General features: G+C 68.1%; 23 protein-coding genes. 14 read left to right on the forward strand and 9 right to left on the reverse strand.

What is annotated here, in order from left to right; all coding sequences use genetic code 11:
- Positions 1 to 127: 127 nt before the first annotated feature.
- Positions 128 to 961: a sensor histidine kinase gene (locus E0W60_RS05305; RefSeq protein ID WP_167884555.1), complete on the reverse strand. Its 834-nt coding sequence runs from the start codon at positions 959 to 961 to the stop codon at positions 128 to 130.
- A 104-nt stretch (positions 962 to 1,065) separates the two neighbouring features.
- Positions 1,066 to 2,466, reverse strand: a complete 1,401-nt coding sequence (locus tag E0W60_RS05310; protein WP_133096000.1) for a sigma-54-dependent transcriptional regulator — start codon at positions 2,464 to 2,466, stop codon at positions 1,066 to 1,068.
- 356 nt (positions 2,467 to 2,822) lie between these two features.
- On the opposite strand from E0W60_RS05310, the gene E0W60_RS05315 reads away from it, so the two are divergent.
- The gene (locus tag E0W60_RS05315) at positions 2,823 to 3,875 is read left to right on the forward strand and encodes a sigma-54 interaction domain-containing protein (RefSeq protein WP_135703256.1); all 1,053 of its coding nucleotides are present in this window, start codon (positions 2,823 to 2,825) and stop codon (positions 3,873 to 3,875) included.
- Here the strand turns inward: E0W60_RS05315 and E0W60_RS05320 are convergent.
- Positions 3,860 to 5,806 (reverse strand): hybrid sensor histidine kinase/response regulator, encoded by a 1,947-nt coding sequence (locus E0W60_RS05320; protein ID WP_135703257.1) that lies wholly within the window; start codon positions 5,804 to 5,806, stop codon positions 3,860 to 3,862. The two genes, E0W60_RS05315 and E0W60_RS05320, sit on opposite strands and share 16 nt — an antisense overlap.
- Before the next feature lie 238 nt (positions 5,807 to 6,044).
- Positions 6,045 to 7,052 (reverse strand): SDR family oxidoreductase, encoded by a 1,008-nt coding sequence (locus E0W60_RS05325; RefSeq protein ID WP_133096003.1) that lies wholly within the window; start codon positions 7,050 to 7,052, stop codon positions 6,045 to 6,047.
- 305 nt (positions 7,053 to 7,357) lie between these two features.
- Between E0W60_RS05325 and ligD the strand changes: the two genes are divergently transcribed.
- From ligD to E0W60_RS05350, 4 genes are all read left to right on the forward strand, one after another.
- The gene (gene ligD, locus E0W60_RS05330) at positions 7,358 to 10,204 is read left to right on the forward strand and encodes a DNA ligase D (RefSeq protein WP_135703258.1); all 2,847 of its coding nucleotides are present in this window, start codon (positions 7,358 to 7,360) and stop codon (positions 10,202 to 10,204) included.
- A 118-nt stretch (positions 10,205 to 10,322) separates the two neighbouring features.
- On the forward strand, positions 10,323 to 10,739 hold the full coding sequence (locus E0W60_RS05335; protein ID WP_240745745.1) for a hypothetical protein: 417 nt from the start codon (positions 10,323 to 10,325) through the stop codon (positions 10,737 to 10,739).
- Between the two features lie 296 nt (positions 10,740 to 11,035).
- Positions 11,036 to 13,129: a hybrid sensor histidine kinase/response regulator gene (locus E0W60_RS05340; RefSeq protein ID WP_135703259.1), complete on the forward strand. Its 2,094-nt coding sequence runs from the start codon at positions 11,036 to 11,038 to the stop codon at positions 13,127 to 13,129.
- A gap of 209 nt (positions 13,130 to 13,338) precedes the next feature.
- Positions 13,339 to 14,424, forward strand: a complete 1,086-nt coding sequence (locus E0W60_RS05350; protein ID WP_135703260.1) for a Ku protein — start codon at positions 13,339 to 13,341, stop codon at positions 14,422 to 14,424.
- An 89-nt stretch (positions 14,425 to 14,513) separates the two neighbouring features.
- On the opposite strand, the gene E0W60_RS05355 is transcribed toward E0W60_RS05350, so the two are convergent.
- Complete coding sequence (locus E0W60_RS05355) at positions 14,514 to 14,957, reverse strand: BON domain-containing protein (protein ID WP_133096007.1); 444 nt, start codon at positions 14,955 to 14,957, stop codon at positions 14,514 to 14,516.
- Between the two features lie 392 nt (positions 14,958 to 15,349).
- Positions 15,350 to 15,544: a hypothetical protein gene (locus E0W60_RS05360; RefSeq protein ID WP_205751603.1), complete on the reverse strand. Its 195-nt coding sequence runs from the start codon at positions 15,542 to 15,544 to the stop codon at positions 15,350 to 15,352.
- Positions 15,545 to 15,792: 248 nt separating this feature from the next.
- Between E0W60_RS05360 and E0W60_RS05365 the strand changes: the two genes are divergently transcribed.
- On the forward strand, positions 15,793 to 16,770 hold the full coding sequence (locus tag E0W60_RS05365) for an oxygenase MpaB family protein (protein ID WP_431189849.1): 978 nt from the start codon (positions 15,793 to 15,795) through the stop codon (positions 16,768 to 16,770).
- A gap of 27 nt (positions 16,771 to 16,797) precedes the next feature.
- Here E0W60_RS05365 and E0W60_RS05370 read toward each other — a convergent pair whose 3' ends face one another.
- Complete coding sequence (locus E0W60_RS05370; RefSeq protein WP_135703261.1) at positions 16,798 to 17,073, reverse strand: hypothetical protein; 276 nt, start codon at positions 17,071 to 17,073, stop codon at positions 16,798 to 16,800.
- Between the two features lie 997 nt (positions 17,074 to 18,070).
- Here E0W60_RS05370 and E0W60_RS05375 point away from each other — a divergent pair.
- The 8 genes from E0W60_RS05375 to E0W60_RS05410 all read left to right on the forward strand — a co-directional run bounded on the left by E0W60_RS05375 (position 18,071) and on the right by E0W60_RS05410 (position 24,297).
- The gene (locus E0W60_RS05375) at positions 18,071 to 18,388 is read left to right on the forward strand and encodes an RNA chaperone Hfq (RefSeq protein ID WP_135703262.1); all 318 of its coding nucleotides are present in this window, start codon (positions 18,071 to 18,073) and stop codon (positions 18,386 to 18,388) included.
- A 224-nt stretch (positions 18,389 to 18,612) separates the two neighbouring features.
- Positions 18,613 to 19,851, forward strand: coding sequence for a FliC/FljB family flagellin (locus tag E0W60_RS05380; RefSeq protein WP_135703263.1), 1,239 nt, complete (start codon positions 18,613 to 18,615; stop codon positions 19,849 to 19,851).
- Positions 19,852 to 19,993: 142 nt separating this feature from the next.
- A complete protein-coding gene (locus tag E0W60_RS05385) occupies positions 19,994 to 20,368 on the forward strand; it encodes a flagellar protein FlaG (RefSeq protein WP_135703264.1) in 375 nt (124 codons plus the stop codon).
- Positions 20,369 to 20,429: 61 nt separating this feature from the next.
- Entirely contained in the window at positions 20,430 to 21,836 is a 1,407-nt protein-coding gene (gene fliD / locus E0W60_RS05390) for a flagellar filament capping protein FliD (protein WP_135703265.1), read from the forward strand.
- Between the two features lie 18 nt (positions 21,837 to 21,854).
- A complete protein-coding gene (gene fliS / locus E0W60_RS05395) occupies positions 21,855 to 22,262 on the forward strand; it encodes a flagellar export chaperone FliS (protein WP_135703266.1) in 408 nt (135 codons plus the stop codon).
- 1 nt (position 22,263) lies between these two features.
- Positions 22,264 to 22,596: a flagellar protein FliT gene (locus E0W60_RS05400; RefSeq protein WP_135703267.1), complete on the forward strand. Its 333-nt coding sequence runs from the start codon at positions 22,264 to 22,266 to the stop codon at positions 22,594 to 22,596.
- 106 nt (positions 22,597 to 22,702) lie between these two features.
- Positions 22,703 to 24,010: a flagellar hook-length control protein FliK gene (locus E0W60_RS05405; RefSeq protein ID WP_135703268.1), complete on the forward strand. Its 1,308-nt coding sequence runs from the start codon at positions 22,703 to 22,705 to the stop codon at positions 24,008 to 24,010.
- Positions 24,007 to 24,297 carry an EscU/YscU/HrcU family type III secretion system export apparatus switch protein gene (locus tag E0W60_RS05410; protein ID WP_135703269.1) on the forward strand — a complete coding sequence of 97 codons (291 nt, stop codon included), beginning with the start codon at positions 24,007 to 24,009 and terminating at the stop codon, positions 24,295 to 24,297. The genes E0W60_RS05405 and E0W60_RS05410 overlap by 4 nt, the downstream gene beginning before the upstream one ends.
- A gap of 117 nt (positions 24,298 to 24,414) precedes the next feature.
- Here E0W60_RS05410 and fliE read toward each other — a convergent pair whose 3' ends face one another.
- Both fliE and E0W60_RS05420 read right to left on the reverse strand, forming a co-directional pair.
- Positions 24,415 to 24,738, reverse strand: coding sequence for a flagellar hook-basal body complex protein FliE (gene fliE / locus E0W60_RS05415; RefSeq protein WP_133096018.1), 324 nt, complete (start codon positions 24,736 to 24,738; stop codon positions 24,415 to 24,417).
- Positions 24,739 to 24,920: 182 nt separating this feature from the next.
- Positions 24,921 to 25,109, reverse strand: coding sequence for a hypothetical protein (locus E0W60_RS05420; RefSeq protein WP_135703270.1), 189 nt, complete (start codon positions 25,107 to 25,109; stop codon positions 24,921 to 24,923).
- Positions 25,110 to 25,128 lie beyond the last annotated feature (19 nt).

Below are 25,128 nucleotides of genomic sequence, written 5' to 3' on the forward strand. Positions count from 1 at the left end.
CTACATGCCCGCCAGGCGCCACGCCGGACACGCCACCGGCGCTCGGCCAATGCGCTGCGCGACAGACCTGCCGGTAAAAACTACATCGTCAAGCAAAGGATGGAAGCTGGGCGCGCAGCGCGCGATGTCACGCCGTACGTGGCTGGCGCGGGAACCTGACGGCGATGCAGACGCTGATCTTGTCCGCGTCGCAGCCATCGCCTTCGGCGCTGAGCAGGGCGCCATGCATCTCGACCATGCGCCGCGTGAGCAGCAGCGCAGTGCTTTGCCGCGCCTGGCTGCCACTGTCGGGCGCGGCGCGACGGCCGAAGAAGTCGGTCAGTGCCGCCAGCCGGCTGGCGCTGCGCTGCTGGTCCAGCGGCGGGCTCTCGGCGATGCGCAGCTTCACGTGGGCAGGCTCGCCGAACAGATGCATGGCCACCGAGCCGCCCGCCGGCGCGCGCCAGATGCAATGCACCAGCAGGTGCCGCAGCAACGGGACGAGGCGGTTCGCATCGCCGTCGATGCCATACGCGCCATCCCCCGCGCCGTCGGTGGTGACGGGGGCCAGCAGCACCCCTCGCGCCTCGGCGGCCGGACGGCGGTCGGCAATGGCCTGCGCGGCGGCGTCGAGCAGGTCGATGCGTTGCCAGCTCGGCGGGCGCTCGTCGGCCAGCAGTCGCACCGATTCCTCCATTTCCTCGATCAGCGCCAGCTGCTGCTGGGTGCCGGCGCGAATCCCGTCGAGCGCGCGCTGCGCCGGGGCCGGCGCCGCATCGAAGGCGCGGTCCAGCACGTAGGCCCAGCTCTGGATGGCATTGAGCGATGAACGAAGGTCATGGGCCGACTGCTCGATCAGCGTGCTGACTTCCTGCACCGCGCGCACCGCGGCCGTTTCGGCGGTGTCCGCGCCGGCAGCCACATCCGTGGCTTGATCGTCAGAAACGTCCGGCAGGTTGGACGGCGGCTGCGGTTGCGTCATGGTCGGATTGGCGTCTGGGCGGCCAGGTTGGCTACTTGGCGTAGAAGCAAGAAACGTGCTGCGCGCAGCGCCGGGAGGCCAGCCCACAGGGCGTCCCAGGCCAGTCAACCGGTCGCGGACGATCCCGTGTCATTGCGCGAGGCGCGCAGCCACTCGGGCAGCTCCCCGCGGGCGGCATAATCTTCCAGCCGGTTGTACAAAGTCTTCAGGCTGATGCCGAGGATCTCGGCAGCATGCTTCTTGACGCCGGCGCATTGCTCCAGCGTGGCGAAGATCAGCTGGCGGTCGGCGTCGGCCAGCGACATGCCTACCGGCACCGACACCACCGCCGCGCCGGGGGCCTGCGTGGCCGCCACCTGCAGCGGCACCTGCACCTCGGTGATGAGATCCTCGTCGGCCATGATAAAGGCGCGCTGCACGAAATTGCGCAGTTCGCGCACATTGCCCGGCCAGGCATGCAGGCGCAGGCTGTCGAGCACGTTGGGGGCGAAGCGCCGCTGCGTGCCCTGCTCGCCGTTGAGCTGGTCCAGCATCAGGTTGGCGATCTGGATCACGTCGTCGCCGCGCGCGCGCAGCGGCGGTAGCTCCACCGGGAACACGTTGAGGCGGTGGAACAGGTCGGCGCGCAGCTTGCCGTCGGCCACGGCCTCTTCCGGGTTGCGGTTGGTGGCGGCCAGCACGCGCACGTCGGCATGGCATTCGCGGTTGGTGCCCACTCGCATGAAGGTGCCGGTCTCCAGCACGCGCAGCAGCTTGACCTGCAGCTCGGCCGGCATCTCGGTGATTTCGTCGAGAAACAGCGTGCCGCCGTCGGCGCGCTCGAAGTAGCCCTTGTGCTGGCGGTCGGCGCCGGTAAAACTGCCGCGCTCGTGGCCAAACATTTCGCTCTCGATCAGCGTGGGCGAGATCGCGCCGCAATTGACCGCGAGGAAGGGCTGGCGCCGCCGCGACGACAGCTCATGCACGGTCTGCGCGGCCAGCTCCTTGCCGGTGCCGCTTTCGCCGATCAGCAGCACCGTGGCCTCGGTGGGCGCCACGCGCGCGAGCTGGTCATAGACCGTCTGCATCACCTCCGAGCTGCCCATCAGCCGGCCGAAGCGGCCGTAGCGGCGCAGTTCGCCGCGCAGCGAATGGATTTCGGCGCGCAGCTCGCCGGTGGTGGCCAGGCGCTTGAGCACGGTCTGCAGCCGCGCCACGTTGATCGGCTTGACCAGGTAGTCGGTAGCGCCGGCGCGCAGGGCCTCGACCGCGCTTTCGACGCTGGCATAGCCGGTGGTCAGGATCACTTCGACGCCGGAGGCGCCGACCTCGTCGAACAGCTCCATGCCGTTGCCGTCGGGCAGGCGCAGGTCGGCGACGATCGCGTCAGGCATGTGCCAGCCGAACTGCAGCCGGGCTTCGCGCAGGCTGCCGGCGGTGGCGGAAGTGAAACCTTCCATGGCCACGATCTCCGCCAGCGCGGCACATGCGTTTTCATCGTCATCGACAATCAGGATGTGGGGCATACGATCCGTCAGTGAGACTTAATGGAAACTTCTGCGGAACCAGCAAAGAACGCCTGTCCGGATTCCGGCCCGGCGCCAGGTACCGCAGCCGCCGCCGCGCGCCATGCGAAGCGCGGCAAGGCAGGCATTCCGGGCAATTCAGGACAGGTGCGGCACGGTTCCGACTGCATACTGCCAGTCCACTGCGTAATAAAAGTCTAAGCCCGGCCTGGGGCCAAGGTTGCCAGTGTCTGTCTGACACCGCTGTCGGACCTTTCCGCGCGGGACCGCGCGGCTATGGCAAGGCCCTCTGGCAAAGGCTAGCATAGGAACTTCCCACCCTCACACGACAAGCTCGCCAAGCCCTGCCTTCGATCGTGCCAGTGACCACCACGCCTCCTCGGCGCAGCGCCGCCGCCCCTGCCTCAGCCCGCCAGGCCCCCCTCTCCCCCGCGGCCGGGGAAGCTGCGCCGCGCCGGGCCGTGCCCTCGCAGGTCTCGCTGCTGTGGGAAAGCACCGCGCCGGCCATGCAGCGCCTGATGGCCCAGGTGGAGCGGGTGGCGCCGACCGATGTCACCATGCTCGCGGTGGGGGAAAGCGGCTCGGGCAAGGAAGTGGTGGCGCGCGCCGTGCATGAGCGCAGCGCGCGGCGCAACGGCCCCTTTATCGCCGTCAACTGCGGCGCGATCCAGCCGACGCTGATCGAGTCGGAGCTGTTCGGGCACGAGAAGGGCGGTTTTACCGGCGCGATCGAGCAGAAGGCGGGGTACTTCGAGCAGGCGCAGGGCGGCACCCTGTTCCTGGACGAAGTCACCGAAATGCCGCTCGAGATGCAGATCAAATTGTTGCGGGTTCTGGAAAGCCGCACCTTCCACCGCGTCGGCGGCGATACGCCGATCGTCACCGACGTGCGCATCCTGGCCGCAACCAACCGCGATCCGGTCGATGCCGTGCGCACCGGCCAGCTGCGCGAAGACCTGCTGTACCGGCTGGCAGTGTTTCCGCTGCATATCCCGCCGCTGCGCGAGCGCCCGGACGATATCGTGCCGCTGGCGCGGCACTTCCTCGCCGAATACAACGCGATGGAACACAGCGACAAGGCCTTCTCGGCCGCTTCGCTTGACCGGCTGGTGCGCTATGACTGGCCGGGCAACGTGCGCGAGCTGAAGAACACGGTCTACCGGGCCTTTATCCTCGCCGACAAGGTGGTCGAGATCGGCAATCCCAACCTGGCCACGCAGCCGCCGCGGCCCACCACCGTGGACGGCGTGGTCAACGTGCGCGTGGGCACCACGCTGGCCGATACCCAGCGCGAGATCATCATGGCCACGCTGGCGCGCTTCGACGGCGACAAGCGCCAGGCGGCGCGCGCGCTCGGCATCAGCCTCAAGACGCTGTACAACCGGCTGGACGCCTACCGCTCGCTCTGAGACGGCGAAGCGCCGGTGGCCGGATCGGCCAGCGCGCGCAACAGCGCGTCGATCGCCAGCGGCTTGGTGAGGTGCGCATGGAAGCCGGCCAGCTTGCTGCGCCGATGGTCATCCGGGGTGCCGCGCCCCGTCAGCGCCAGGAAGCGCACCTGCGCGCCGCAGGTCTGGCGCAACGCCTGCAGGACTTCATAGCCCGACATGTCGGGCATCTCCAGGTCCAGCAGCACGCAGTCGGGGCGGAAGCTGCCGGCCAGCGCCAGCGCCTGGTAGCCGCCATGGGCCGCGCGCGCATCGTGGCCGAGCATAATCAGCAGTTCGGCCATGCTGTCGGCGGAATCGGCATTGTCGTCGACCACCAGCACGCGCCGCCGCGGCGGCGTTCCCGGCGCCGGTGCGGCCGCTTCGCGGCGTGGCGCACCGGCACGCGGCAGGATCACGGTGAAGGTGCTGCCCTTGCCCGGCCCGGCGCTGTCGGCCTGGATCGCGCCGCCGTGCGCTTCGACCACGGCCTTGGCCAGCGCCAGCCCGACGCCGAGCCCGCTGCGGCTGCCGGCCTCGCTTTCCTGCGAGAACAGGTTGAAGATCCGGTCCAGCGCCGCCCGCTGCAGGCCACGGCCGGTATCCGAGACGGTCGTCACCACGCGCGCCGGCTCCACGTGGACCCGCACGCTCACGGTGCCGCCGCGCGGGGTGTACTTGGTGGCGTTGCTGAGCAGGTTGAACAGCACCTGTCCCAGCCGGTTGGCATCGGCGCGCACGTGCGGCGAGACGGCGGGCAGCTCCGCTACCAGCTGCTGGCCGGCGGCATCGAGCACCGGCCGGATCGCCTCGAGGCTGTTGCCGACCACTTCGTTGTAAGACGTAGGCGTCAGCTCCATCTTCATCTTGCCCGCGGTCACGCGGCCGACATCCAGCAGGTCATTGACCAGCCGCTCGAGCTGGCGCAACTGCCGGTCGATGATCGCGGCGCAATGGCGGATGCGGGTATCGGCATCCGGCGTCAGCGCGATCACCTCGACCGCATTGCGCACCGGCGCCAGCGGGTTGCGCAGTTCGTGCCCAAGGATGGCAAGGAAGGATTGCAGGCGCCGGTTGCCGGATTCGAGCAGCTCCAGGCGCAGCGCGTCGCTGATGTCGCGCGCGGTCCAGAGCAGCCCGGCCGGGCAACCCGCGGCATCGCGCACCAGCACCATGCGGGTCTGGCAGCGCACGATCGCGCCATCCTGGCGTGCCAGGCGCTCGTCGCCGGCCCACTGGCCGCAGGCGCGCGCGGCTTCCAGCGCCGCGCGGTCGCGCCCGGCCGCGGCATCCGGCCCGGTGTACAACAGCGCCAGCGGCTTGCCGACCGCCTCAGCCGCCGTGTATCCGGTCACGGCCTGCGCGCCGACGTTCCAGCTGCGGATGGTGCCATCCAGGTCCAGCTCGCAGACCGCGGTGCCGGGCAGGTTGTCGGCCAGCAGCTGCAGGCGCGACTCGGCCAGGCGGGCGTGATCGGACGCGGCTTCCTGCACGGTGATATCGCGGCAAGCCACCACGAAGCCGCCGGCGCTCGCATGCATGACACAGGCGGCCTGCAACTGGCTGCCGTCCCGGCGCACGCGCCAGCCCCGGTCGCGGGCACTGCCGGCCTGCGCCGCGGCCTGCTGCCACTGCAGCGGCAAACCGGCGGCGACATCATCGGCGCGGTGCAGGCAGGAGAAGTGCCGGCCGGCGATGTCTTCGGCGCGGTAGCCGAATACGCGGAGCGCGGAGTCGGGCCACGCCACGATGAGGCCCTCTGCATCCGTTTCGAACACCGCCACGTCCTCGACCGCATCCAGCAGGCGCCGGTATTGCTCAACGGTTGGCTGGCCGACACGCCCGGGGGGAACGGCTCCCGCCTCTGCCAGATGTGGCGCGCAGGCACCTTTTGTCGCTTGCGGCTCCGACATGGACAAACCCTACGTGGTAATGGACGATCATGGCAGGCCATTCAATACGTAGTACGCGCAGTACGGCGGATGCGGGCGCCCGGCGTGCCACCATGGCCGGCAGGCGGTACGCCTGCGGCACGGCCAAATGCCCGCCAGCCGGCGGGCATTCAGCTCCATGATAGGTGTTCGTGGCACCGACCGCGACCACGGCGCACACCACGCGGCGCGCTGGTTGCCGGTGTGGCTGGGCGGAAGGCTAGCGCCCCCGGCGCGCCTGCACCACCGCCGCCAGCGCGGCGGACGCGCCGACGATCAGCGCGGTGGCCAGCACCGGATGCCGCGCCGTGGTCGTATAGGGGCACGACTGCAGCGCGGTGCGCGTGCCGCTGCGCTCCTGCAGCCCGCTGCCGCTGCCGTACAGTGTGTTGTCCTCGAGCGGGCCGGCCGGGTGGCGCGTCTGCTGGGCACGGCCCATGAAGCGGCGCATGAAGCGGTCGAAGGTATGCGGCGTGTGGTACGCCGCCGCGGAGAAAGCCTTGGCCGCCCCGCCGACGAACAGGTCGCGGCGCGGGTTCTCGGCGGCGAACAGGATCGCATCGGCGGCCAGCGCCGGATCGTACAGCGGTGGCGGCAGGCGCGGCTCGACGTCAAGGAAGTTCTTGGCGTGCATGGCCAGCGGCGTTTCCAGGCCGGCGGGCTTGATCAGCGTGATGCTGACCGGCGCCTGTTCCTGTTCCAGCTCCAGCCGCAGCGAATCGGTAAAGCCCTTGATCGCATGCTGCGAGGCCGCGTACGCGCTCTGCAGCGGCAGCGGCCCATCGGAGGCCTCGCTGCCCATGTTGATGATGGCGCCGCCGCATTCGCGCAAGTGCGCGGCCGCCGCCAGCGAGCCATGGACGGTGCCCCAGTAGTTGGTGTCGAACAGCCGCCGCTGGTCTTCCAGCGGCACGTCGCCGTGGCGGCCGAAGATCGTCACGCCGGCATTGTTGATCCATGTGTCGAAGCCACCGAAGCGCTCGATCGCGGCCTGCGCGACCTTGCCGACCTCTTCGTGCCGGCCCACATCGGCAGCGACAGTGATGACTTCGGCGCCCTGCTGGCGCAACTCTTCGGCCAGCTTGTGCAGCGAATCCTCGCTGCGCGCCACCAGCACCAGCCGCGCACCCCGCGCGGCGGCCTTGCGCGCGGTGACCAGGCCCACTCCACTGGTGGCGCCGGTCAGCACGATCACCTGCGAGCCGATTTTCTTCAGGGTGGGTTTCATCTGCCGCTTCTCCTCGGGATGATCCCGGCACGGCGCCGGGCGTGGCAATGGTTGATCACCGACAGTGCATTGCAGACAAGCATCGCAAATTGCGTTCCCATCCGCGCCGGCCTGCGGGCGCGCGGAGGGGGGAGCAGACGCGCGGCAGAATTACAACGTCCGGTAAGAACCACATGCCGGCCGGCACGCGCTGCCGTGCGCGTGCCGTCGCGGCGCCATCCTGTGCCGCTGTAGGACTGGCGCCGATTTCGCCGGCGCCATGTGCTGCCTAAGCTGGATGCATCTTTCCGCAACCGGCGACAGCCATGGCCAAGACGACGCGACAGGACTCCGGCGACAGCCGCACTGCGGCAAAGCGCACGACGGCGCGCAGCGGCAAGCCTGCCCGCAAGGGCTCGCCGCCGGCGGCGCGCAAGGCCGGCGCGGCGGCCCGCAAGCGCAGCACGGCCAGCGCCGCGCTGGACAAATACCGCCGCATGCGCGACTTCGGCGCCACGCCCGAGCCCAGCGGTGCCGCCGCCCGCACACGCGGCGCACCGCGCAAGCGCGCCGGCGAGCTGTCGTTCGTGATCCAGAAGCACGCGGCGCGGCGGCTGCACTACGACTTCCGGCTCGAACTCGGCGGCACGCTGAAAAGCTGGGCCGTGCCCAAGGGCCCGAGCCTGGACCCGCACGACAAGCGCATGGCAGTCCACGTCGAAGACCATCCGATGGACTACGCGGGCTTCGAGGGCGTCATCCCAGCCGGGCACTACGGCGCGGGCACGGTGATCGTATGGGACCGTGGCACCTGGGTGCCGGTCGGCGACGCCGAGGCCGGCTACCGCGCCGGCAAGCTCAAGTTCGAGCTGCGCGGCGAAAAGCTGCATGGCCACTGGACGCTGGTGCGGATGCACGGCAGCCGGCAGAAGGAGCAGGACGCGTGGCTGCTGATCAAGGAGCGCGACGACGCCGCGGTGCCGGCGGCCGAGTTCGACGTGGTCGAGGCGCTGCCCGACAGCGTGCTGGGCGGCACGGCGCGCAAGACGCAAGCTGCCAGCGGCTCCGCCAGGCCGGCGGCAAAGCGTGCCGGCAAGGCCGACGCCGGCGGGACAACCCACGCCGCCCCCCGCGCCAGGGCACTGAAGCCGCAGCCCGGCGCGCCGCGCGCGGCGTTGCCGCTGGCGCTGGCGCCGCAGCTGGCCACGCTGGTCGACAAGCCTCCGGCCGACGCCGCGGCCTGGCGCTATGAGATCAAGTTCGACGGCTACCGGGTGCTGGCGCGCATCGACGGCAAGGACGTGCGGCTGTTCACGCGCCAGGGCCATGACTGGACCGCGAAGCTGCGCGCGCTGGCGCGTGATGTCGGCACGCTGGGGCTGCCCGACGGCTGGCTCGACGGCGAGATCGTGGTGCTCGGCAAGCATGGCGAGACCGACTTCCAGGCCTTGCAGAACGCCTTCGATACCGCGCGCGTCGAGGCCATCCAGTACTTCGTGTTCGACCTGCCCTTCTATGCCGGCCATGACCTGCGCAAGGTGCCGCTGGCCGAGCGCCGCGCGCTGCTGCGGCATATCTTTGCCGGCAACACCGCGCCGCGGCTGCAGTTCAGCGAGGACTTCGAGGCCGCCCCCGACGAAATGCTCGACGCCGCCTGCCGCATGAAGCTCGAAGGCGTGATCGGCAAGCGCGCCGATTCCAGCTATGTCAGCACGCGCAGCAACACCTGGATCAAGCTCAAATGCACCCTGCGCCAGGAATTCGTGGTGGCGGGCTTTACCGATCCCAGCGGCAGCCGCACCGGCATCGGCTCGCTGCTGCTGGGCGTGCACGACAGCGGCGGACGGCTGCGCTATGCCGGCAACGTCGGCACCGGCTTCGACACGCGCACGCTCGGCGAACTGCGCGCGCAGCTCGACGCGCTGCGCGCCGATACGTCGCCGTTCGCGACCGTGCCGGCGGGCGTGAAGGGACACTGGGTGCGGCCGAAGCTGGTGGCCGAGGTGTCGTTCGGCAGCTGGACCCGCGAAGGCCGCGTGCGCCATGCCGTGTTCCACGGGCTGCGCACCGACAAGCCCGCCGGCGCGGTGTCGGTCGAGATGCCGGCGGCACCGGCCGGCAAGGGGACCAAGGCCGCAGCGAAAGCAGCAAAGACGGCGGCAAAGACGGCGCCAGAGAAGGCCCCCGCAAAGCGCGCAGCCAGGACTGCATCGAAGACAGCCGAGAAGGCTCCGGCAAAAACCGCGGAAAGAACCGGCTCCCACGGCAAGCAGCCTGCCGCGCTGGGTGGCAAGGTCAGGATCAGCCATGCCGAACGCGTGATCGACACCGCCTCCGGCCTGACCAAGGGCGACCTGGTGCGCTACTACGAGCAGGCCGCGCCGCTGATGCTGCCGCACCTGCGCGGCCGCCCGATCGCGATGGTGCGCGCCCCTGCCGGCGTGGGCGGCGAACAGTTCTTCCAGCGCCATGGCGACACGCTGCGCGTCGATGGCATCAACATCCTGGACCCGTCGCTGTGGCCGGGGCATCCCGCGCTGCTGGAGATCGTGTCGGCCGAGGCGCTGGTCTCGGCGGCCCAGCTTAACGTGGTCGAGTTCCACACCTGGAATGCCAGCAAGCGCAGCCTCGACCGGCCCAATCGCATCATCTTCGACCTGGACCCCGGCGAAGGCGTGCCCTGGGACCAGATGCAGGAGGCCGCCGCGCTGATGAAGGCACTGCTCGACGAGCTTGGCCTGGCCAGCTTCCTGAAGACCAGCGGCGGCAAAGGCCTGCACGTGGTGGTGCCGGTCGCGCCGCGCGCCGGCTGGGACGAGGTCAAGGACTTCGCGCAAGACGTAGTGCGCCATGTCGCCGCCACCATCCCGCAGCGCTTCGTCGCCAAGAGCGGTGCGCGCAATCGCGTAGGGAAGATTTTCATTGATTACCTGCGCAATGGTGTCGGCGCGACCACCGTCGCGGCGTTCTCGGCACGCGCGCGGCCAGGGCTGGGCGTATCGATCCCGGTCTCATGGGAAGAGCTCGGGACGCTGGAGAGCGCGGCGCAATGGACCGTCGCCAACGTGGGCCCGCGGCTGGAGGCCTTGCAGGCCGACGATCCGTGGGCCGGCTATGCCGGCGTGCGGCAGGCCATCACCCGTGCCGCGGCGCGGCTGGGGCGGGCCGGCTGAACCACCTCGCCGCACACCTGCGGCACATTTCTTGCCCCGCTTTCCATAAGGACAAACGGCGGGACAAACGGCGGGACACCCGGCGTGAGCCCAGGCCGCAACCTACGGAGAGAGCGCAATGACCCACCTCAGCATTCCCGGTACGATCCGCGCCGTCGGCGGCGGCAGCGCTGGCTCCGGCACCCGCGCGCCGCACAACCGGCGCGCGCTGCGCCGTCTGCTGATTTCATGCGCGATGCTGTCGTTCGCCGCCGCGCCGGTGCAGGCGCGCTTGCCGGCACCCACGCCCGAGCAGCAGCAGGCGGCCGAAGCCAAGAAGGCCAAGGAAGCGGAAACGGCCAAGCAGCAGGCCGAAGCCCTGACTCGCGTGCAGGACAAGCTGGCAGCGCGTTTTGGCAAGGGCGCTGCCGCAGGGGGCGCCACCGAGCCCGGCAAGATCCCGCAAAAGGCGGCCGAAGCCCCTGGCTCGACCGGCCCGCACGGCGGCACCTCGCCAAGTGCCGAAGCGCATAGCGGCGAGGCCGCGCGCCGCTAAAGGCACGTCGCGTCCTGCCGCCGGCGCATGGCCCCGGCATGCCTCTTGCCACTGCGAAGCGGAACGGCCTCGTCGAGGGCCCGTGGATAAGCCGCCACAAAGGGGGAACGCAATGGATCACTTCTGCACGCATGTAGTTATTACAACCGGCATGCCGCCCAGCCTTGCAGGATTTGCACACGAGGACACGGAGCCGGCACGCTTTTACCTGCTCCGAAACCGGCCGCACCGGCCGCGCGCCTGCGCGCCGGTGGTCGCCTGCGGACGCGCGCGAAAGCGCGCGTCAGCGTGACGCCATGCGCCCGCAAGCCAACCGCGCTCCGTTGATCCTCAACGTCGAGGACCGCGAGGGACCGCGCTACGTCAAGAGCCGCATCCTGCATCGCGGCGAGTTTTCCGTGATCGAGGCGGCCACCGGCCAGTCGGCGCTGGCGCTGGTGCGCCAGCATGCGCCGGCGCTGGTGCTGCTGTCGTCGCGCCTGCCCGATATCAGTGGGCTGGAGGTGTGCCGGCTGATCAAGGACGACCCGGAGATCGCCCGCACCCTGGTGCTGCTGACCTCGCCCGGCGTGGCCCAGGCGCGCCAGCGGGTCGAGGCGCTGAACTGCGGCGCCGACGGCTACCTGGTCGAGCCTGCCGAGCCCGAGGAAGTCCTGTCGAGCATCCAGGCGCTGCTGCGGCTGCGCGGGGCGGAAGATGCCTACCACCGCACCACGCAGGCCCTGCACGACAACGAGGACCTGTTCCGCCAGCTGGCGGAGTCGCTGGCCGACGTGGTCTGGATCCTTGATCCCGCCGCCCGGCGCCTGCTGTTCGTCAGCCCTTCGTTCGAGGCGCTGTGGGGCCATTCGGCCGCAGAGGTGATGGAGAACCCGCGCCGCTGCCTGGACCGCCTGGTCCCGGCCGACCGACCACGCGTCGAGGCCGCTCTCGCCAGCATGCTGTCCGACGGCCGCATGGATATCGAATTCCAGATGACGCGGCCCGACGGCCAGCTGCGCGAGATCCGCGCGCGCGCCTTCCCCGTGCACGGCGCCGGTCAGGCGGCCGCGCGCGCCGATGCCGGCCATGCCGGCGATGGCGGCGATGCCTGCGATACCGGCCATGCCCGGCCGCTGCGCATTGCCGGCATCTGCCAGGACGTGACGCTGCAGAACCGCGCCGGACGCACGCTGCGTGACGAGGAGCGGCGCAAGGACCAGTTCCTGGCCATGCTCGCCCACGAGTTGCGCAACCCGCTCGCACCGCTGCGCAGCGCCGCCGACATGCTGCAGCAGCTGTCGCCTTCGCGCGAGGACATGTTCCGCGCGCGCGACATCATCGGCCGCCAGCTGCACCACCTGACCCGGCTGGTCGACGAGCTGCTCGATATCTCGCGCTTCAACCAGGGCCGCATCACACTGCGCCAGGACCTGGTAGAGCTGCGCGCCGCGCTCAGTACCGCGGTCGAAGCGGTGCGGCCGGAGATCGACGTCTACGGCCACACGCTGCGCCTGTCGCTGCCCGAGCAGCCGCTGCCGGTGCGGGGCGACCTGGTGCGGCTGACGCAGATCTTCAGCAACCTGCTGCACAATGCCGCCGCCTACACGCCCGCGGGCGGCCAGATCACGGTCGACGCCACGCTCGACGAGAATGCGGCCAGCGGTTCCGCCGGCGGCCATGTCACGGTGCGCGTGCGCGACAACGGCACCGGACTATCCGAGGCGCTGCAGCGGCTGTTGTTCGACCCGCTGGCCCCGCACGATCCCGCCGATGGCAACGCCGGCAAAGGCAGCAGCATCGACAGCAGCGTCGGCAACCGCAACATCAACGACGGCACGGCGCCGGCCAACGCCTTCCCGCACGACGGGCCCGGCATCGGCCTGACGCTGGTGCAGAAGCTGGTCTTGCTGCATGGCGGCACGATCCGCGCCGACAGCCCCGGCCCTGGCCAGGGCAGCACCTTCAGCGTCACGCTGCCGGTCGAGCCGTGGCACAAGTGGCACCCCGGCACCGGCAAGTCCGCGGCGCACAGTGGCGTGTCGCGGCGGATCATGGTGGTGGACGACAACGCCGACGCCCTCGAAGCCATGACCATGACGCTCCAGACCATGGGCCACACCGTGGTGACGGCGCCGGACGGGCCCACGGCTGTCGCGCTCGCCACCGCCGCGCGCCCGGAAGTGGTGCTGCTGGATCTCGGCATGCCGGCCATGGACGGCTTCGAGACTGCGCGCCGGCTGCGCGCGCTGCCCGAGATGCGCGGCGCCACGCTGGTCGCATTGACCGGCTTCGGCCAGCCCGAGGACCGCCGCCGCGCGATGGAAGCGGGCTTCGACCAGCACCTGGTAAAGCCGGCCGACCTGGACGCGCTGACGCACCTGCTCGATACGCTCAAGGACCGCGTTTAGCCAACGGCCATGCCGGTCCGCCATCAACCCTGACAAGGAGCCTACGTGCATACCACGCCCGACCCCGACATTCCCCCGCGAGAGCCGGAAGTCCCGCCGCCCGAGCCGCCGCCGGGGCCTCCCGAACCCGTCTCCGACCCGCCACCGGGCGACCAGCCGCCACCGCCGCCGCAACGCGCGCGCGATCAATGCGATAAAGGAGCCGTCAAGTGTCCCGCATCATCTGGAAAGGCGCCATTACCTTTGGCCTCGTCAATATCCCGGTCGTCCTGCGGCCAGCGTCGCGCAGCCAGACACTCGACCTCGACCTGCTAGACGTGCGCGACATGGCCCCGGTGGGCTACCAGCGCATCAACAAGAGCACCGGCAAGCCGGTCGACAAGGAGCACATCGTCAAGGGCTACCAGTACGCCAAGGACGAGTACGTGCTGCTGAACGACGAGGATTTCCGCCAGGCCAATGTCGAAGCCACGCAGACGGTCGACATCGTCAGCTTTGTCGAGGCGCAGAGCATTCCGCCCTATTTCTTCGACACCCCCTACTACCTCGAGCCGGACAAGCGCGGCGACCGCGGCTACGCGCTGCTGCATGCGACGATGCGGCGCACCGGCCGCGCCGCGCTGGCGCTTGTGGTGCTGCGCAATCGCCAGCACCTGGCGGCAGTGCTGGTCCACGACAACGCGCTGGTACTCAACACCATGCGCTTCGCCGACGAAGTGCTGCCGATCTCGGAGCTGCGCCTGCCGAAGGCGTCGAGCACCAAGGGCAGCGGCGCCCATGCGCGCGAGATCGAGATGGCAACCAAGCTGGTCGAGGACATGACCGAAGACTGGAAGCCAGAACAGTATCGCGACACCTATCGCGACGACATGATGGCGCGCATCGACGCCAAGATCGAATCCGGCAAGACGCACCAGCTGACCCAGCCCACCGAGGACGAAGAAGCGCCGCGGCGCAGCGCCAAGGTCATCGACATGGTGGCGCTGCTGCGCAAGAGCCTGGGCGAGCGCGGCAAGGGCGACGACGGCAAGGGCCGGCGCCGCGCGAAGCCGGCGGAGGAATCGCAAGCGGCGAAGGAAGCCGAAGCCGATGACGACCGCGCCCGCGCAAGCCGCAGCCGCCGCAAGACGCCCGCGCGCCATGCAGCGGCGACGAAATCACCCGCAAAGCGGACGACGGCCAAGCGCACGACCGCGGCCAAGCATGCGCCGGCCCAGTCGCACGCCAAGTCGCATGCCAAGTCTCATGCCGCGGCTCGCAAGAGCACGGGCACGACACGCCGCAAAGCCGCCTAGCTGGAATCCGGAAAACCGGAGATGGTGCGTTGTGTTTCGCACATCGGCGGACGGCGGGCACTGGCGTGCCCGGCATTGCGCTTCAGCGGTCAGCGCGAAGTGACCTTGAGGTTATCGTTCACCGACGTCACGCCTTCGACACTGCGGATCGTGTCCAGTGCCAGGTTATGCTGTTGCTGGCTTGGCACTGTGCCGCCCACTTCAACCGTGCCATTCTTCGTCTTCACGTGGATGCCGGTCGACTTGAGATCCTTGGCGGTCAGCAGCTTGGTCTTGATCTTGGTGGTGATGGCGCCATCCTCGACCGCCTGCTTGGCCTTGTCGGCGCTCATGTCGGCGCTCGCGCCACGATCCGGGTCGGCCCGGCCCGGCATGCCTGGCGCGGAGTTGACCGGTGCCGCCGGCGCGTTGTCGGCCGCGATGAATATCAGGCCACTTTTGTCCAGCGCCTGCGCGGCGCCGGCAGCCGCCGCCAACGCTGCGGCCACGCAAGCCAGCCTGATGCCGCGCGCGGAAAATCGGGTAATTCGCATGGCTGTGTCTCCTGTACAGGTTCCCAGCGCCTCCGCCGCGTTCGCTGCCTGGCACGCGGGACTGCTGGCACGTTGTCAGTCCGCAAAGTCCATACCAAGTGTTCTCCCAACGCCACGCGGGAGCCGCGGCGACAGGGGTGTGTAAATCGGTCCACCTGTTGTAAAAGCGGGCAGCCGCGCCGGGTGCAGCATGCGGCGCCGCCCGCCACGGCAAGCCCGCTGCCGGCATGCTTCCGCTTGGCATGGCGATTGCAAAACCGGGAATGCGGCAGTCCGCCGCGTCAAGGAGACTAGCAATGGGACAGCAGCAACAGCCGGGTCAATCGCAGTCGGGCCAAAAGCAAGATCAAAAGCAACAAGAACAGCAATCTGGCCAACGCGGCAGCCAGCAATCAGGCGGCATGGGACAACAACAGGGCGGCGGTCAAATGGGTAATCAAGATCGTGGCCAAGGCCAACAGCAACAGCAGGATCGCGGCAGCTCGCAACCGGGCCAGCAGAGCGGTCAACGCAGTGGTCAGCAAGGCGGTCAGGGCGGCCAACAGGGCGGTCAAGGCGGCCAGGGCGGCCAGGGCGGACAACGCCAACAGTAACCTCAGCAGTCAGGCTTGCCGCTGACATAGAGGCAGCTATCCGGGTATGTGCGGCAGCAACATGCGGTGCGGCCGCAGGGGCATACGCCGGAACTTGATCGGCCGGGTCTCCCGAACGGGAGATCCGGCCCTTTTTGCTGAGGTTGCCGCTCTCCTTTCCAAATTGCCGCGGCACCCCGTCGCGCGCGTCCGCGGCTTACCGTGTATGCTGGCCGTGACGTCTTCTTGCTTGCCACACGGTCTTGTCCAGCCACACCGATCCCGCCCATTCCGCTGATTCCGCGGTCTCCCGCGACGCCCGGCGCGAACGCAGCGCGCCTGGACCGGTGGCCAGGGTGCGTGCGCACGCCGGCGCGCAGGTACGCGCGCTGACGCGCAGCAATTCCGGCCTCACGCTCGACTATGACAACCCGCCCGGCGACCCCGGGCTGTTCGGCCCCGACGCGGTCTGCTGGCGCGTGCACGCAGACTTCCCGGCAATGCTGGCCGGCGGCGTCAGCGCGCTGCTGCTGCAGACGCTGCATCCGCTGGCGCTGGCCGGCGTGTGGGACCACTCCAGCTTTCGCACCGACATGCAGGGCCGGCTCGGCCGCACCGCCCAGTTTATTGCCGGCACCACTTACGGCAGCCGCGACGATGCCATGGCGCTGATCGGGCGCGTACGGCGCATCCATGCCGGCGTCACCGGCGTGGCGCCGGACGGACGGCCTTATGCGGCGACCGATCCGGCGCTGCTGACATGGGTGCATGTGGCCGAGGTGTCGAGCTTCATGGCGGGCTACCTGCGCTATGTCGGGCCGCTGGGCGAGGCCGAGCAGGACCGCTATTACGACGAGGTCGCGCGCGTTGCGCTGCTGCTCGGCGCAGCCGACGTGCCGCGCTCGCGCGCGGCGGTGGCGGCCTACCTGGAAGCGATGCGGCCCCAGCTGCAGGCCAGCGAGCGCACCCGTGAAGTGGTGCGGCTGGTGCGCAGGATGCCGGTGGCCAACCCGCTGCTGCAACCGGCGGTGCGGATCATGGCCGATGCCGGCATTGCCTTGCTGCCGCCGTGGGCGCGGCAGCAGCTCGACCTCGACGGACCGTCGCTGCGGCGCTCGGCCACGCGGGCCGGCATGCGCGTGCTTGCGCCGGCGCTGCGCTGGGCACTGGGCGCGGGGCTGGCCGCACGGGCACGGCGGCGCGTGGCGCGCGGCGGCAATGTGGGCGGGGCCGCGGGCTAGGACATCCCGGCGCGGCCTTCGGAATATTCACTCCGCAGCCGCTGCCGCGCTGCCGACGCTGCCGCGCAGCACTGTCTCCGGCAGCCGCGCCACCAGCAGCGGCGCCACCAGCGCGCCGGCCATCCGCAGCGGCTTGTCGCGCCCGCTCCACGACATCAGCCGGTCCGCCGCAAACGCGCCGAACGGGATCGCCAGCATCAGCCCGAAGATCACCTGCATGACCGGCACCGGCGGCACGGGAGCGCCGGTGTTGCGCTGGCTGGCGGACTTGGAAGCAGTGCCGCCCGAGGAAGCGGAACCCAACGGGCGGCCGCTTGCAAGGGCGGCGGGGAGGAGGCGGTCATGTGCACCTGCGGACGGCAGGATCGCGGAAAGCCGCGCATCGAGGCGGCGCGGTGACCGGTCCTGCTCTTGTTGCGGAGTCAAGGAGAGCGGCTATGGTAGGCGCTTCCCGCCGCCGGTGCTTGCCGTGCCCCGGCGCGCTAGGGCATATGGCAGCGGTGGCGCGCTATCGGCGGTCAGCGCACAATTCTTGAAGGGAAATGAGAATTAGAGGCAAAAACACCCGCAGTTCGGTGAATTGCCTGTCCGGAAGGTGGCTTTTAATCACGCTGGACATCCCGAACGGTCGGTTTATTCCCGGCCACAGCGCCACAGAGCGCGACTCAAACGACGTAGGCACCAAAAAAAGAAGCCCACGCGCGGGGTGCTCGTAGGCTTTCCAGGACTGCAAGAGCTTGAAACCAAGCTCTTGCCAAGAATATAAACGCGCTTACATGAGGTGTAAATCCCGCTTCTATCAGGGGAATCCCTGTCATGCGGCAATTCGCGCACTTTTAGTGATTTTGGTCCTGAGATTACTTCAGGACGAATTTTGACTTTCCTTCAGTTTTTCACTGCGTGCCCCGACCGCGTCAGGGCTGGTGGACACGGCAGGCGAAGATCATTGTGCAGTCGCACAAAACCGGTACAATATCACGACTCCGAGCGCAACAAATTTTGTAGAGCTAACGCTCTAGGCCTGGCGAAGCACTCTGCCCGTCGACCCTTGTAAAACTTTGTTACTCTCGGCGCTGAAGTACTCCCCTTCTCTTCTGGCAGCGCCCCTCGCCGGCATGTGCCCGACACTCCCGCGGCCCACACAAGAGGCCCGCAGGCGTCGCGGCGCCGACGTCCCGACCCGAGGCCGGTTCCGAGAGCGGACCTTTCCCCTGCCGCCCTGGCCGCGCCGCCCACCCGGTCGCCGGCCAACGGACCGTCATCAGCCGCCAGAACCCTTGCGGGCTCTTCCGGAGTCGTTGTGAAGAAGAAGGAAATCCGGCCCAAGCGCTCCACCCGAAAGGACCTGCAGTACCAGCACCTCGCCGCCCAGTCGGCCAACCGCGCGCCGGTGGTCGTCTATTTGTCCAACGGCACGCGCCTGCAGGGGATCGTGCTGGCGACGGACAACTATATGGTGCTGCTCGGCCGGCGGCTGGACGATCCGCAGCCCACCATTGTCTACAAGCAGGCGATTTGTTTGGTGACACCGCTGGACACGCCGGTGGTCGGTATCGATCCGGCGATTGCGGCGGAATTCGTGCCTATCTATATACCGCGGACGCGCAAGGGGCGCTGAAGCAGCCATCGCAACACCACACTCCTGCGGCCTGTTGGCAGGCCGACGCACGCCCGGGCGCCCCCGGCGATACCCCCTGAAACTCTTGCAGAGATCACTCTAAACCTTTGCCGGGGGCGGTCGATAACCCTTGCAACGGAGGCACTCTACGCCCTGCAAAGCAGGCAGCCAACGTTACGGCTAGCAGCCGGAATGCCAAAAAACTTTGCAAATAGGAGTCGTAAATGGCGCAAGTCATTAACACCAATTCGTTGTCTCTGATGACTCAGAACAACATGAACGCTTCGCAATCGTCGCTGAACACGGCGATCCAGCGCCTGTCGTCGGGCCTGCGCATCAACAGCGCCAAGGACGATGCAGCTGGTCAGGCGATTGCGAACCGGTTCACTGCGAACATCAAGGGCCTGACCCAGGCACAGCGCAACGCCAACGACGGCATCTCGCTGGCGCAAACGACCGAAGGCGCGCTGACCGAAGTCAACAACAACCTGCAGCGTATCCGCGAACTGAGCGTGCAGGCCGCCAACGGCTCGAACTCGGCTTCGGACCTGAAGTCGATCCAGGACGAAATCTCGCAGCGCCTGTCGGAAATCGACCGGACTTCGCAACAGACCGACTTCAACGGCGTGAAGGTGCTGTCCTCCAGCGCCAAGCCCCTTACCATCCAAGTTGGCGCTAACGACGGCGAGACGATCACCATCGATTTGGCCGAAATCAGTTCGAAAACTCTGGGGATGCAAGGCTTCAACGTAGCCGGTCCGGCCGCCACCGCTACTTTCGCCTTCGATGGCGCAACTGGCTCGGCAGCTGGCGATGCTCCCACGGCCGCTCAGCTGCAAGCCCTCTACGGCTCGACTACTGCCGTTACGACCACTACTGTCGCAGAAGCGAACACGGACGACTTGTCGTCCAAGCTCGGCTTGGCAGCTGGCGGCGCAGTCTTCACCGGCAACGCCGTGGCGGATAAGAACGGTAATCTGTATGCCGAGGTTGCGATCACTCCTAACGGCGCCGGCGAAACCACCTCGCTGATCAACCAAGGCTTCACCGGCGCAGTCGACGGCACTGCAATGTACCGCTATATCGCCTTGGATCCGCAATCGGCCGATACCACGACGACTGCAGGCACGGCCGCCTTCACCGTTGACACGTCGAAAGTTTCAGTTGCTAGCCTGCAGACCGGTACGACCGCGAGCCCGCTGGAGGCGATCGACGCGGCGCTGAAGAAGGTCGACGATCTGCGCAGTTCCCTTGGTGCCGTGCAAAACCGCTTTGACTCGGTGATCGCCAATCTGGGCACTGCAGTAACCAACCTGTCGGCCTCGCGCTCGCGTATTCAAGACGCTGACTACGCCACGGAAGTGTCCAACATGACCCGTGCGCAGATTCTGCAGCAAGCAGGTACCTCTGTGCTGGCGCAAGCCAACCAGACCACGCAAGGCGTGCTCTCGCTGCTGCGTTGATCGCATCCGCGCAAGGCATCAAAGGCTGGGCCGCGAGGCCCAGCCTTTTTTCCCGATCAGCTGGAGCGCTTCGCTGGCAGACCGCTGCGAGCCAAGCGTTTCAACCTAACCCCGAATTCTCCCGCCGTGTAAGGAACAGATCATGCCGCCATTCTTGATCTTGAACCCTGGCAAAGTCGGCCTGCCGCCCGAAATGCTCTCCACCAATGACACCGCGGCGCAGCGCACCCCGAAACCAACCGTAGCACCCCAAGCGCTAAGCGAGGCGGCAAGGATGAGCAACGATAGCGCCGACTCCGCGGAAGCACTGGCAGCGCTCGGCGAACTTGCCGACGTGTTGGAGACCACCTCGATCGGCCTGCGTTTCGAGATCGATGAAGACACGAACCGCATCATCACCAAGGTGATCGACAAGGAAACAGGTGACCTGATCCGCCAGATGCCCACCGAAGAGGTGCTGCGCATCGCCCGGGCCATGAACAAGTTGCAGGGGTTGCTCGTCACCCAGAAGGCCTGAGGCACGGAATACCCCACCATCGCCGCGGAAACGAACAAAGTTGAAGAAAGGCACGACACGCATGGCAACGATCTCCTCCATCGGCATCGGCTCCAACCTGGACCTGAGTTCCCTGCTGGACCAGCTCAAGACGGCTGAGCAAGCGCCGCTCACCGCCATCAACAACCAGGCCAGGAGTTACCAGACCAAGCTGTCAGCCTTCAGCCAGCTGCAAAGCGTGCTGTCGGCATACCAGGCCGCGGCCAAGAAGCTGTCCAACGCCGATACATTCGGCGCGGTCAAGGCCACCGTCGGCTCCACCGACGTGATGTCGGTGACCACCGCAGCCAATGCCGTACCGGGCAACTACAGCATCACCGTCAACACGCTGGCCACCGCCCAGTCGCTCGTGAGCGGCAACGTCGCCGACCAGAAGGCGGCGATCGGCGGGGGCGAGATCACCTTTGACTTTGGCGAAGCGCTGGCCACCGGTGGCGCCGCCACCAGCACCAAGAAGGTCACGATCCCGGCCAACGCATCGCTGGAAGGCGTGCGCGACGCCATCAACAAGGCTGGCGTCGGCGTGACCGCGAGCATCGTCAACGATGGCAGCGCCACGCCTTACCGCCTGGTGCTGACTTCCGACAAGACCGGCACGCAAGCCACGATGCGCGTGTCGTCGGGCGATGCCGCATTGAACAACCTCGTTGCCTTTGACCCTGCCGCCGCGCCCGCCGCGAACAAGATGGAGCAGAAGGTCCCGCCGGCCAATGCCACGCTGAAGATCAACGGCATCGACGTGGTCAGCCAGAGCAACTCAGTGGTGGACGCGGCGCAGGGCGTGACCATGAACCTGAGCAAGACCGGCACCACCTCGCTGGTGGTGACGCGCGACAACGATTCGATCAAGTCGTCGGTCCAGGCCTTCGTCACCGCGTATAACAATATCCAGAGCGCGGCGAAGTCCCTGACGGCCTTCGACACCGACGCCGGCACTTCGGCGGCGCTGACCGGCGACACCACGCTGCGTTCTATCCAGTCGCGCCTGCGCGGCATGCTCGGCGGCGCGTTGGACAACGGCAATGGTGGCACGATGACGTTGATCGACGTCGGCATCTCGTTCAACAAGGACGGCACGATGGCGCTCGACGACACCAAGCTGACCAAGGCTCTGAACAATGACCTTGCCGGTGTCACGGCAATGTTTTCCAGCACCAGCGGCAGCGGCGGCATCGGCAAGCAGGTCACCGACTACGTCGACGGCCTGACCAAGACCGATGGCGCACTCAAATCGGCCCAGGATGGCATCACCAAGACGCTGAAGGACCTGGAAGACGACTATGACCGCGTCGAAGAGCGGGTCAACGCTACCATCGACCGCTACAAGGCCCAGTTCACGCAACTGGACCTGGTCGTCGCGCAGATGAACCGCACCAGCAGCTACCTGACGCAGCAGTTCAACGCGCTCACCAACAGCAGCTCCAAGTAACGTACGGGGATAACGCACATGTTCGCCCGCCAAGCCGCTAACGCCTACGCCCAGGTCGGTGTTCACACCGGCGCGATGAGCGCCAGCCCGCACAAACTCATCACGATGCTGTATGACGGCGCCCGCGCCGCCATCGCGCGGGCAAAGTTCCACCTGGAAGGCGGCAACATTGCCGAACGCGGCAACGCCATCTCCAAAGCCATCGACATCATCGACAACGGCCTGCGCGCCGTGCTGGACCACAACGCGGGCGGCGAAATCTCCGCCAACCTCGAGTCCCTGTACGAATACATGGTGCGCCGGCTGATGCTGGCCAACCTGCGTAGCGACGCGGCCCTGCTGGCCGAGGTCGATACCCTACTGGAAAGCCTGGCTTCGGCCTGGGCGCAGATCGGCGAGCCGCAACCTGCCTTACAGGACAACTGACATGGCACCCTTCTCCCCCATCGTCACCTGCTACGAAGCCATCCTGGCCCTGTCGTCTCGCATGCATGACGCCGCCCAGGCCGGCGACTGGGACACCGTCACCGAGCTGCAGCGCACTTACCTGGAACAGGTCGAGCACCTGCGCCAGCTCGACCACGAAACCCCCTTCTCCGATGCCGAGCGCATGCGCCGCTACCAGTTGCTGGACCGCATCCTCACATACGATGCCAGCATCCGCGACCTGGCCATGCCGCGGCTCACGAAGCTCGGCGACATGCTGACCAGTTCGCGCCGGCAGGTGGAGCTTGCGTCGACGTACGGCGCCATGGCCTGAGCGGCAGCCAGACAGATACCGCGCGCCGCCAGCGGCGCGCCCACTCGCCTGAACACACACACGCACGTCCGTGCGCCGCGCCGCCTTTTCCACTGATTCCTGAAAAATGACCGGCATCCACCTGCCACCAGGCCTGGCTCCCGGTCAGGCCCCGGACCCGCAATCGCTGCGCCCCGCGCTGGCGATCGACAGGCTGGCCGCGCTGCAGCCCGTGCCCGAGACCACGGAATCAAGCGTCCAGAATTCCACCGGCCAGGCAATCCGCCACAGCCAGCAGGCAGCAGGTCCCAATGGCATGCCGGCGCAGGCCGCGCTGCTGCCGGGCACGTCCACGCGCGAATCGCTGAGCAGTGCCGCGCGCGCGATCCTGGCGGTGATGGAGGGCGCCGGGCCGCAGCCGGTCAAGGCCGGCATGCCGTTGTTGCCCGCCCCGCCGGCAGCCGGTTTGATGCAGGCTGCCGCAGCGGCGCTGGCGAATGCCGTGGGACAAAGCGGGCTGTTCTATGAGTCGCACCTGGCGCAGTGGGTCGGCGGTGCGCGCCCTTTGTCGACCATCCTGCAGGAGCCGCAGGCAGGTGTACCACGCACGTCACCACAGGCGGCACCCGGCCAACCATCCGCCACGCAGCCGCAGGCTTCCACCTCGGCCATGTTGACCTATGCCGGACCGGCCAGCGGTGACGTGCCTCGCATTAGCACACCGCCGCTGCTGCCGGCCTCGCAGGTGCTGGCCGAAGCGCTGGCCTCGCCGCGCAATCCGCGCGTGGCGCACAGCCACGCGCCGTCCGAGCAGGGTGTGCGCCAGGGCACCGGCTCCGCAGCCGTGTATAGCCGCGATGCCGACACGCCACCGCCACGGCCATCCACCGGCATGCTGGCGACGCAGGCCTACCAGGCCACCGCGGACGCCGCGCGTCCGGCGGCAGCCGAGCCGATGGCAGCCCATGCAGCGCGCACCGGCAATACCGACAGCATCGCCAGCGAAGCCTCCCGGCAAGCAGCACCCGCCGGACCGGCGATTCATCCCGCGACCGAGGGCGTGGTTCGCCAGCAGCTCGAACTGCTCGCGACGCAGCAGTTCCGCTTTGCCGGCGAAGCATGGCCTGGCGCAGCCATGGAGTGGGACATCCGGCGTACGGATCCCGAGGCGAATGGCCAGGGCCCCGACGACGCGAGCAGGCCGTGGTCGAGCCGGATCCGGCTGCAGTTGCCCAGCCTTGGCACTGTGGAAGTCCTGCTGACGCTGGGCCCGTCCGGACTGGAGGCGCGTGTCGCCACCGGCGAGACCGATATCGCCGCGCGCCTGATCGCCGCGCGGCCGCTGCTGCGCAACCGTCTGGAAGCCCAGGGCATCCCGCTGCAGCGGCTCAATATCCAGACCCAGGACGACCTCGCCGCAGGAGCCACGTCATGAGCGAAGGCGCAGCAGACCGCGGCGCGGCCATCGCGCTCAGCTACCAGCACAACAACCAGGCACCACGCGTGGTTGCCAAGGGCTATGGCGTGGTGGCCGAGGCCATCATCGCCCGCGCCAAAGAAGCGGGTGTCTATATCCACGACTCGCCCACGCTGGTCAACCTGCTGATGCAGGTGGACCTGGACAGCCAGATTCCGCCGCAGCTGTATGTAGCGGTGGCCGAACTGCTGGCGTGGATCTACCACCTGGAATCGGGCATGGACATCGCGGAGCCGCGGACCTGAACTTCTGCTGGTCTGGCCCAGCCATGCCCTGACGCATCCCTGAAAGGCAAAGAGCCCCTGGCATGCGCACGCGGCCAGGGGCTCTTTGCTCTGTGCGCGGCAATCCTGCCGCGCCAATCAGATCGGCATGCTCATCATCTCCTGATACGCCTGCACCAGCCGGTTCCGCACCTGCACCCCGGTCTGGAACGAGATGTTCGCCTTCTGCAGGTCGATCATCACGTCATTGAGCGCCACCCCCGGCTTGCCCAGCTCGAAGGCCTCGGCCTGGCCATAGGCGCGCTCCTGCGCCGCATTGATCTTGCCCAGCGAGCGTTGCAGCTCGCCGGCGAAGCCGCCGCCGGCAACCGGTGCCGACTGGGTGGCGCTGTTGCCCGAGGCAACCTGTGACAGGCCGCGCAACTGCTGCAGCATGGACTCGATGGAAGAGATAGTGGTCATGGCGTCGTCATGGGCCGGCTCGTAGCCGGGTCAGTCGATGGCGCGTCTCGTCGAGCACATTCATGCCGGCAAGGCAGACGGGGCGCACCGATTTTCAGCGGTTTGCAGAGTACCCGCCGCCACGCACCCGCCATGGCCCGAAATCGGGCGGAAAACCGGGTCTGTTTGCGGCATTGTCCCACTCAAGTCTGGCCGATCATTGCCACCGTGCCGGACAAGCGCGGGCAGCCGCCGAGCGCCGCCTTCCGGCACTTGCCAGACCAACCATTGATCCGGGAGTACGCGTGTTTTCTCTGCAGCGTAATGTGTGCCGCGCCATGAGCCGTGCCGACGACCATGGCCGCCATCACCGCCCGAGCCGTCGCGAGCATCGCGGCGCCGGCGCAGGAG

Source organism: Cupriavidus oxalaticus, from assembly GCF_004768545.1.
GTDB lineage: Bacteria > Pseudomonadota > Gammaproteobacteria > Burkholderiales > Burkholderiaceae > Cupriavidus > Cupriavidus oxalaticus_A.

Bases quoted from the DNA above. Each gene is read 5' to 3' on its own strand.
- fliS (WP_135703266.1), top strand. From the start codon at position 21,855: ATGTTCGCCCGCCAAGCCGCTAACGCCTACGCCCAGGTCGGTGTTCAC.
- E0W60_RS05310 (WP_133096000.1), bottom strand. From the start codon at position 2,466: ATGCCCCACATCCTGATTGTCGATGACGATGAAAACGCATGTGCCGCG.
- E0W60_RS05305 (WP_167884555.1), bottom strand. From the start codon at position 961: ATGACGCAACCGCAGCCGCCGTCCAACCTGCCGGACGTTTCTGACGAT.
- fliD (WP_135703265.1), top strand. From the start codon at position 20,430: ATGGCAACGATCTCCTCCATCGGCATCGGCTCCAACCTGGACCTGAGT.
- E0W60_RS05320 (WP_135703257.1), bottom strand. From the start codon at position 5,806: ATGTCGGAGCCGCAAGCGACAAAAGGTGCCTGCGCGCCACATCTGGCA.
- E0W60_RS05420 (WP_135703270.1), bottom strand. From the start codon at position 25,109: ATGCTCGCGACGGCTCGGGCGGTGATGGCGGCCATGGTCGTCGGCACG.
- E0W60_RS05410 (WP_135703269.1), top strand. From the start codon at position 24,007: ATGAGCGAAGGCGCAGCAGACCGCGGCGCGGCCATCGCGCTCAGCTAC.
- E0W60_RS05400 (WP_135703267.1), top strand. From the start codon at position 22,264: ATGGCACCCTTCTCCCCCATCGTCACCTGCTACGAAGCCATCCTGGCC.
- E0W60_RS05405 (WP_135703268.1), top strand. From the start codon at position 22,703: ATGACCGGCATCCACCTGCCACCAGGCCTGGCTCCCGGTCAGGCCCCG.
- E0W60_RS05385 (WP_135703264.1), top strand. From the start codon at position 19,994: ATGCCGCCATTCTTGATCTTGAACCCTGGCAAAGTCGGCCTGCCGCCC.
- E0W60_RS05335 (WP_240745745.1), top strand. From the start codon at position 10,323: ATGACCCACCTCAGCATTCCCGGTACGATCCGCGCCGTCGGCGGCGGC.
- E0W60_RS05325 (WP_133096003.1), bottom strand. From the start codon at position 7,052: ATGAAACCCACCCTGAAGAAAATCGGCTCGCAGGTGATCGTGCTGACC.
- E0W60_RS05380 (WP_135703263.1), top strand. From the start codon at position 18,613: ATGGCGCAAGTCATTAACACCAATTCGTTGTCTCTGATGACTCAGAAC.
- ligD (WP_135703258.1), top strand. From the start codon at position 7,358: ATGGCCAAGACGACGCGACAGGACTCCGGCGACAGCCGCACTGCGGCA.
- E0W60_RS05340 (WP_135703259.1), top strand. From the start codon at position 11,036: ATGCGCCCGCAAGCCAACCGCGCTCCGTTGATCCTCAACGTCGAGGAC.
- E0W60_RS05355 (WP_133096007.1), bottom strand. From the start codon at position 14,957: ATGCGAATTACCCGATTTTCCGCGCGCGGCATCAGGCTGGCTTGCGTG.
- fliE (WP_133096018.1), bottom strand. From the start codon at position 24,738: ATGACCACTATCTCTTCCATCGAGTCCATGCTGCAGCAGTTGCGCGGC.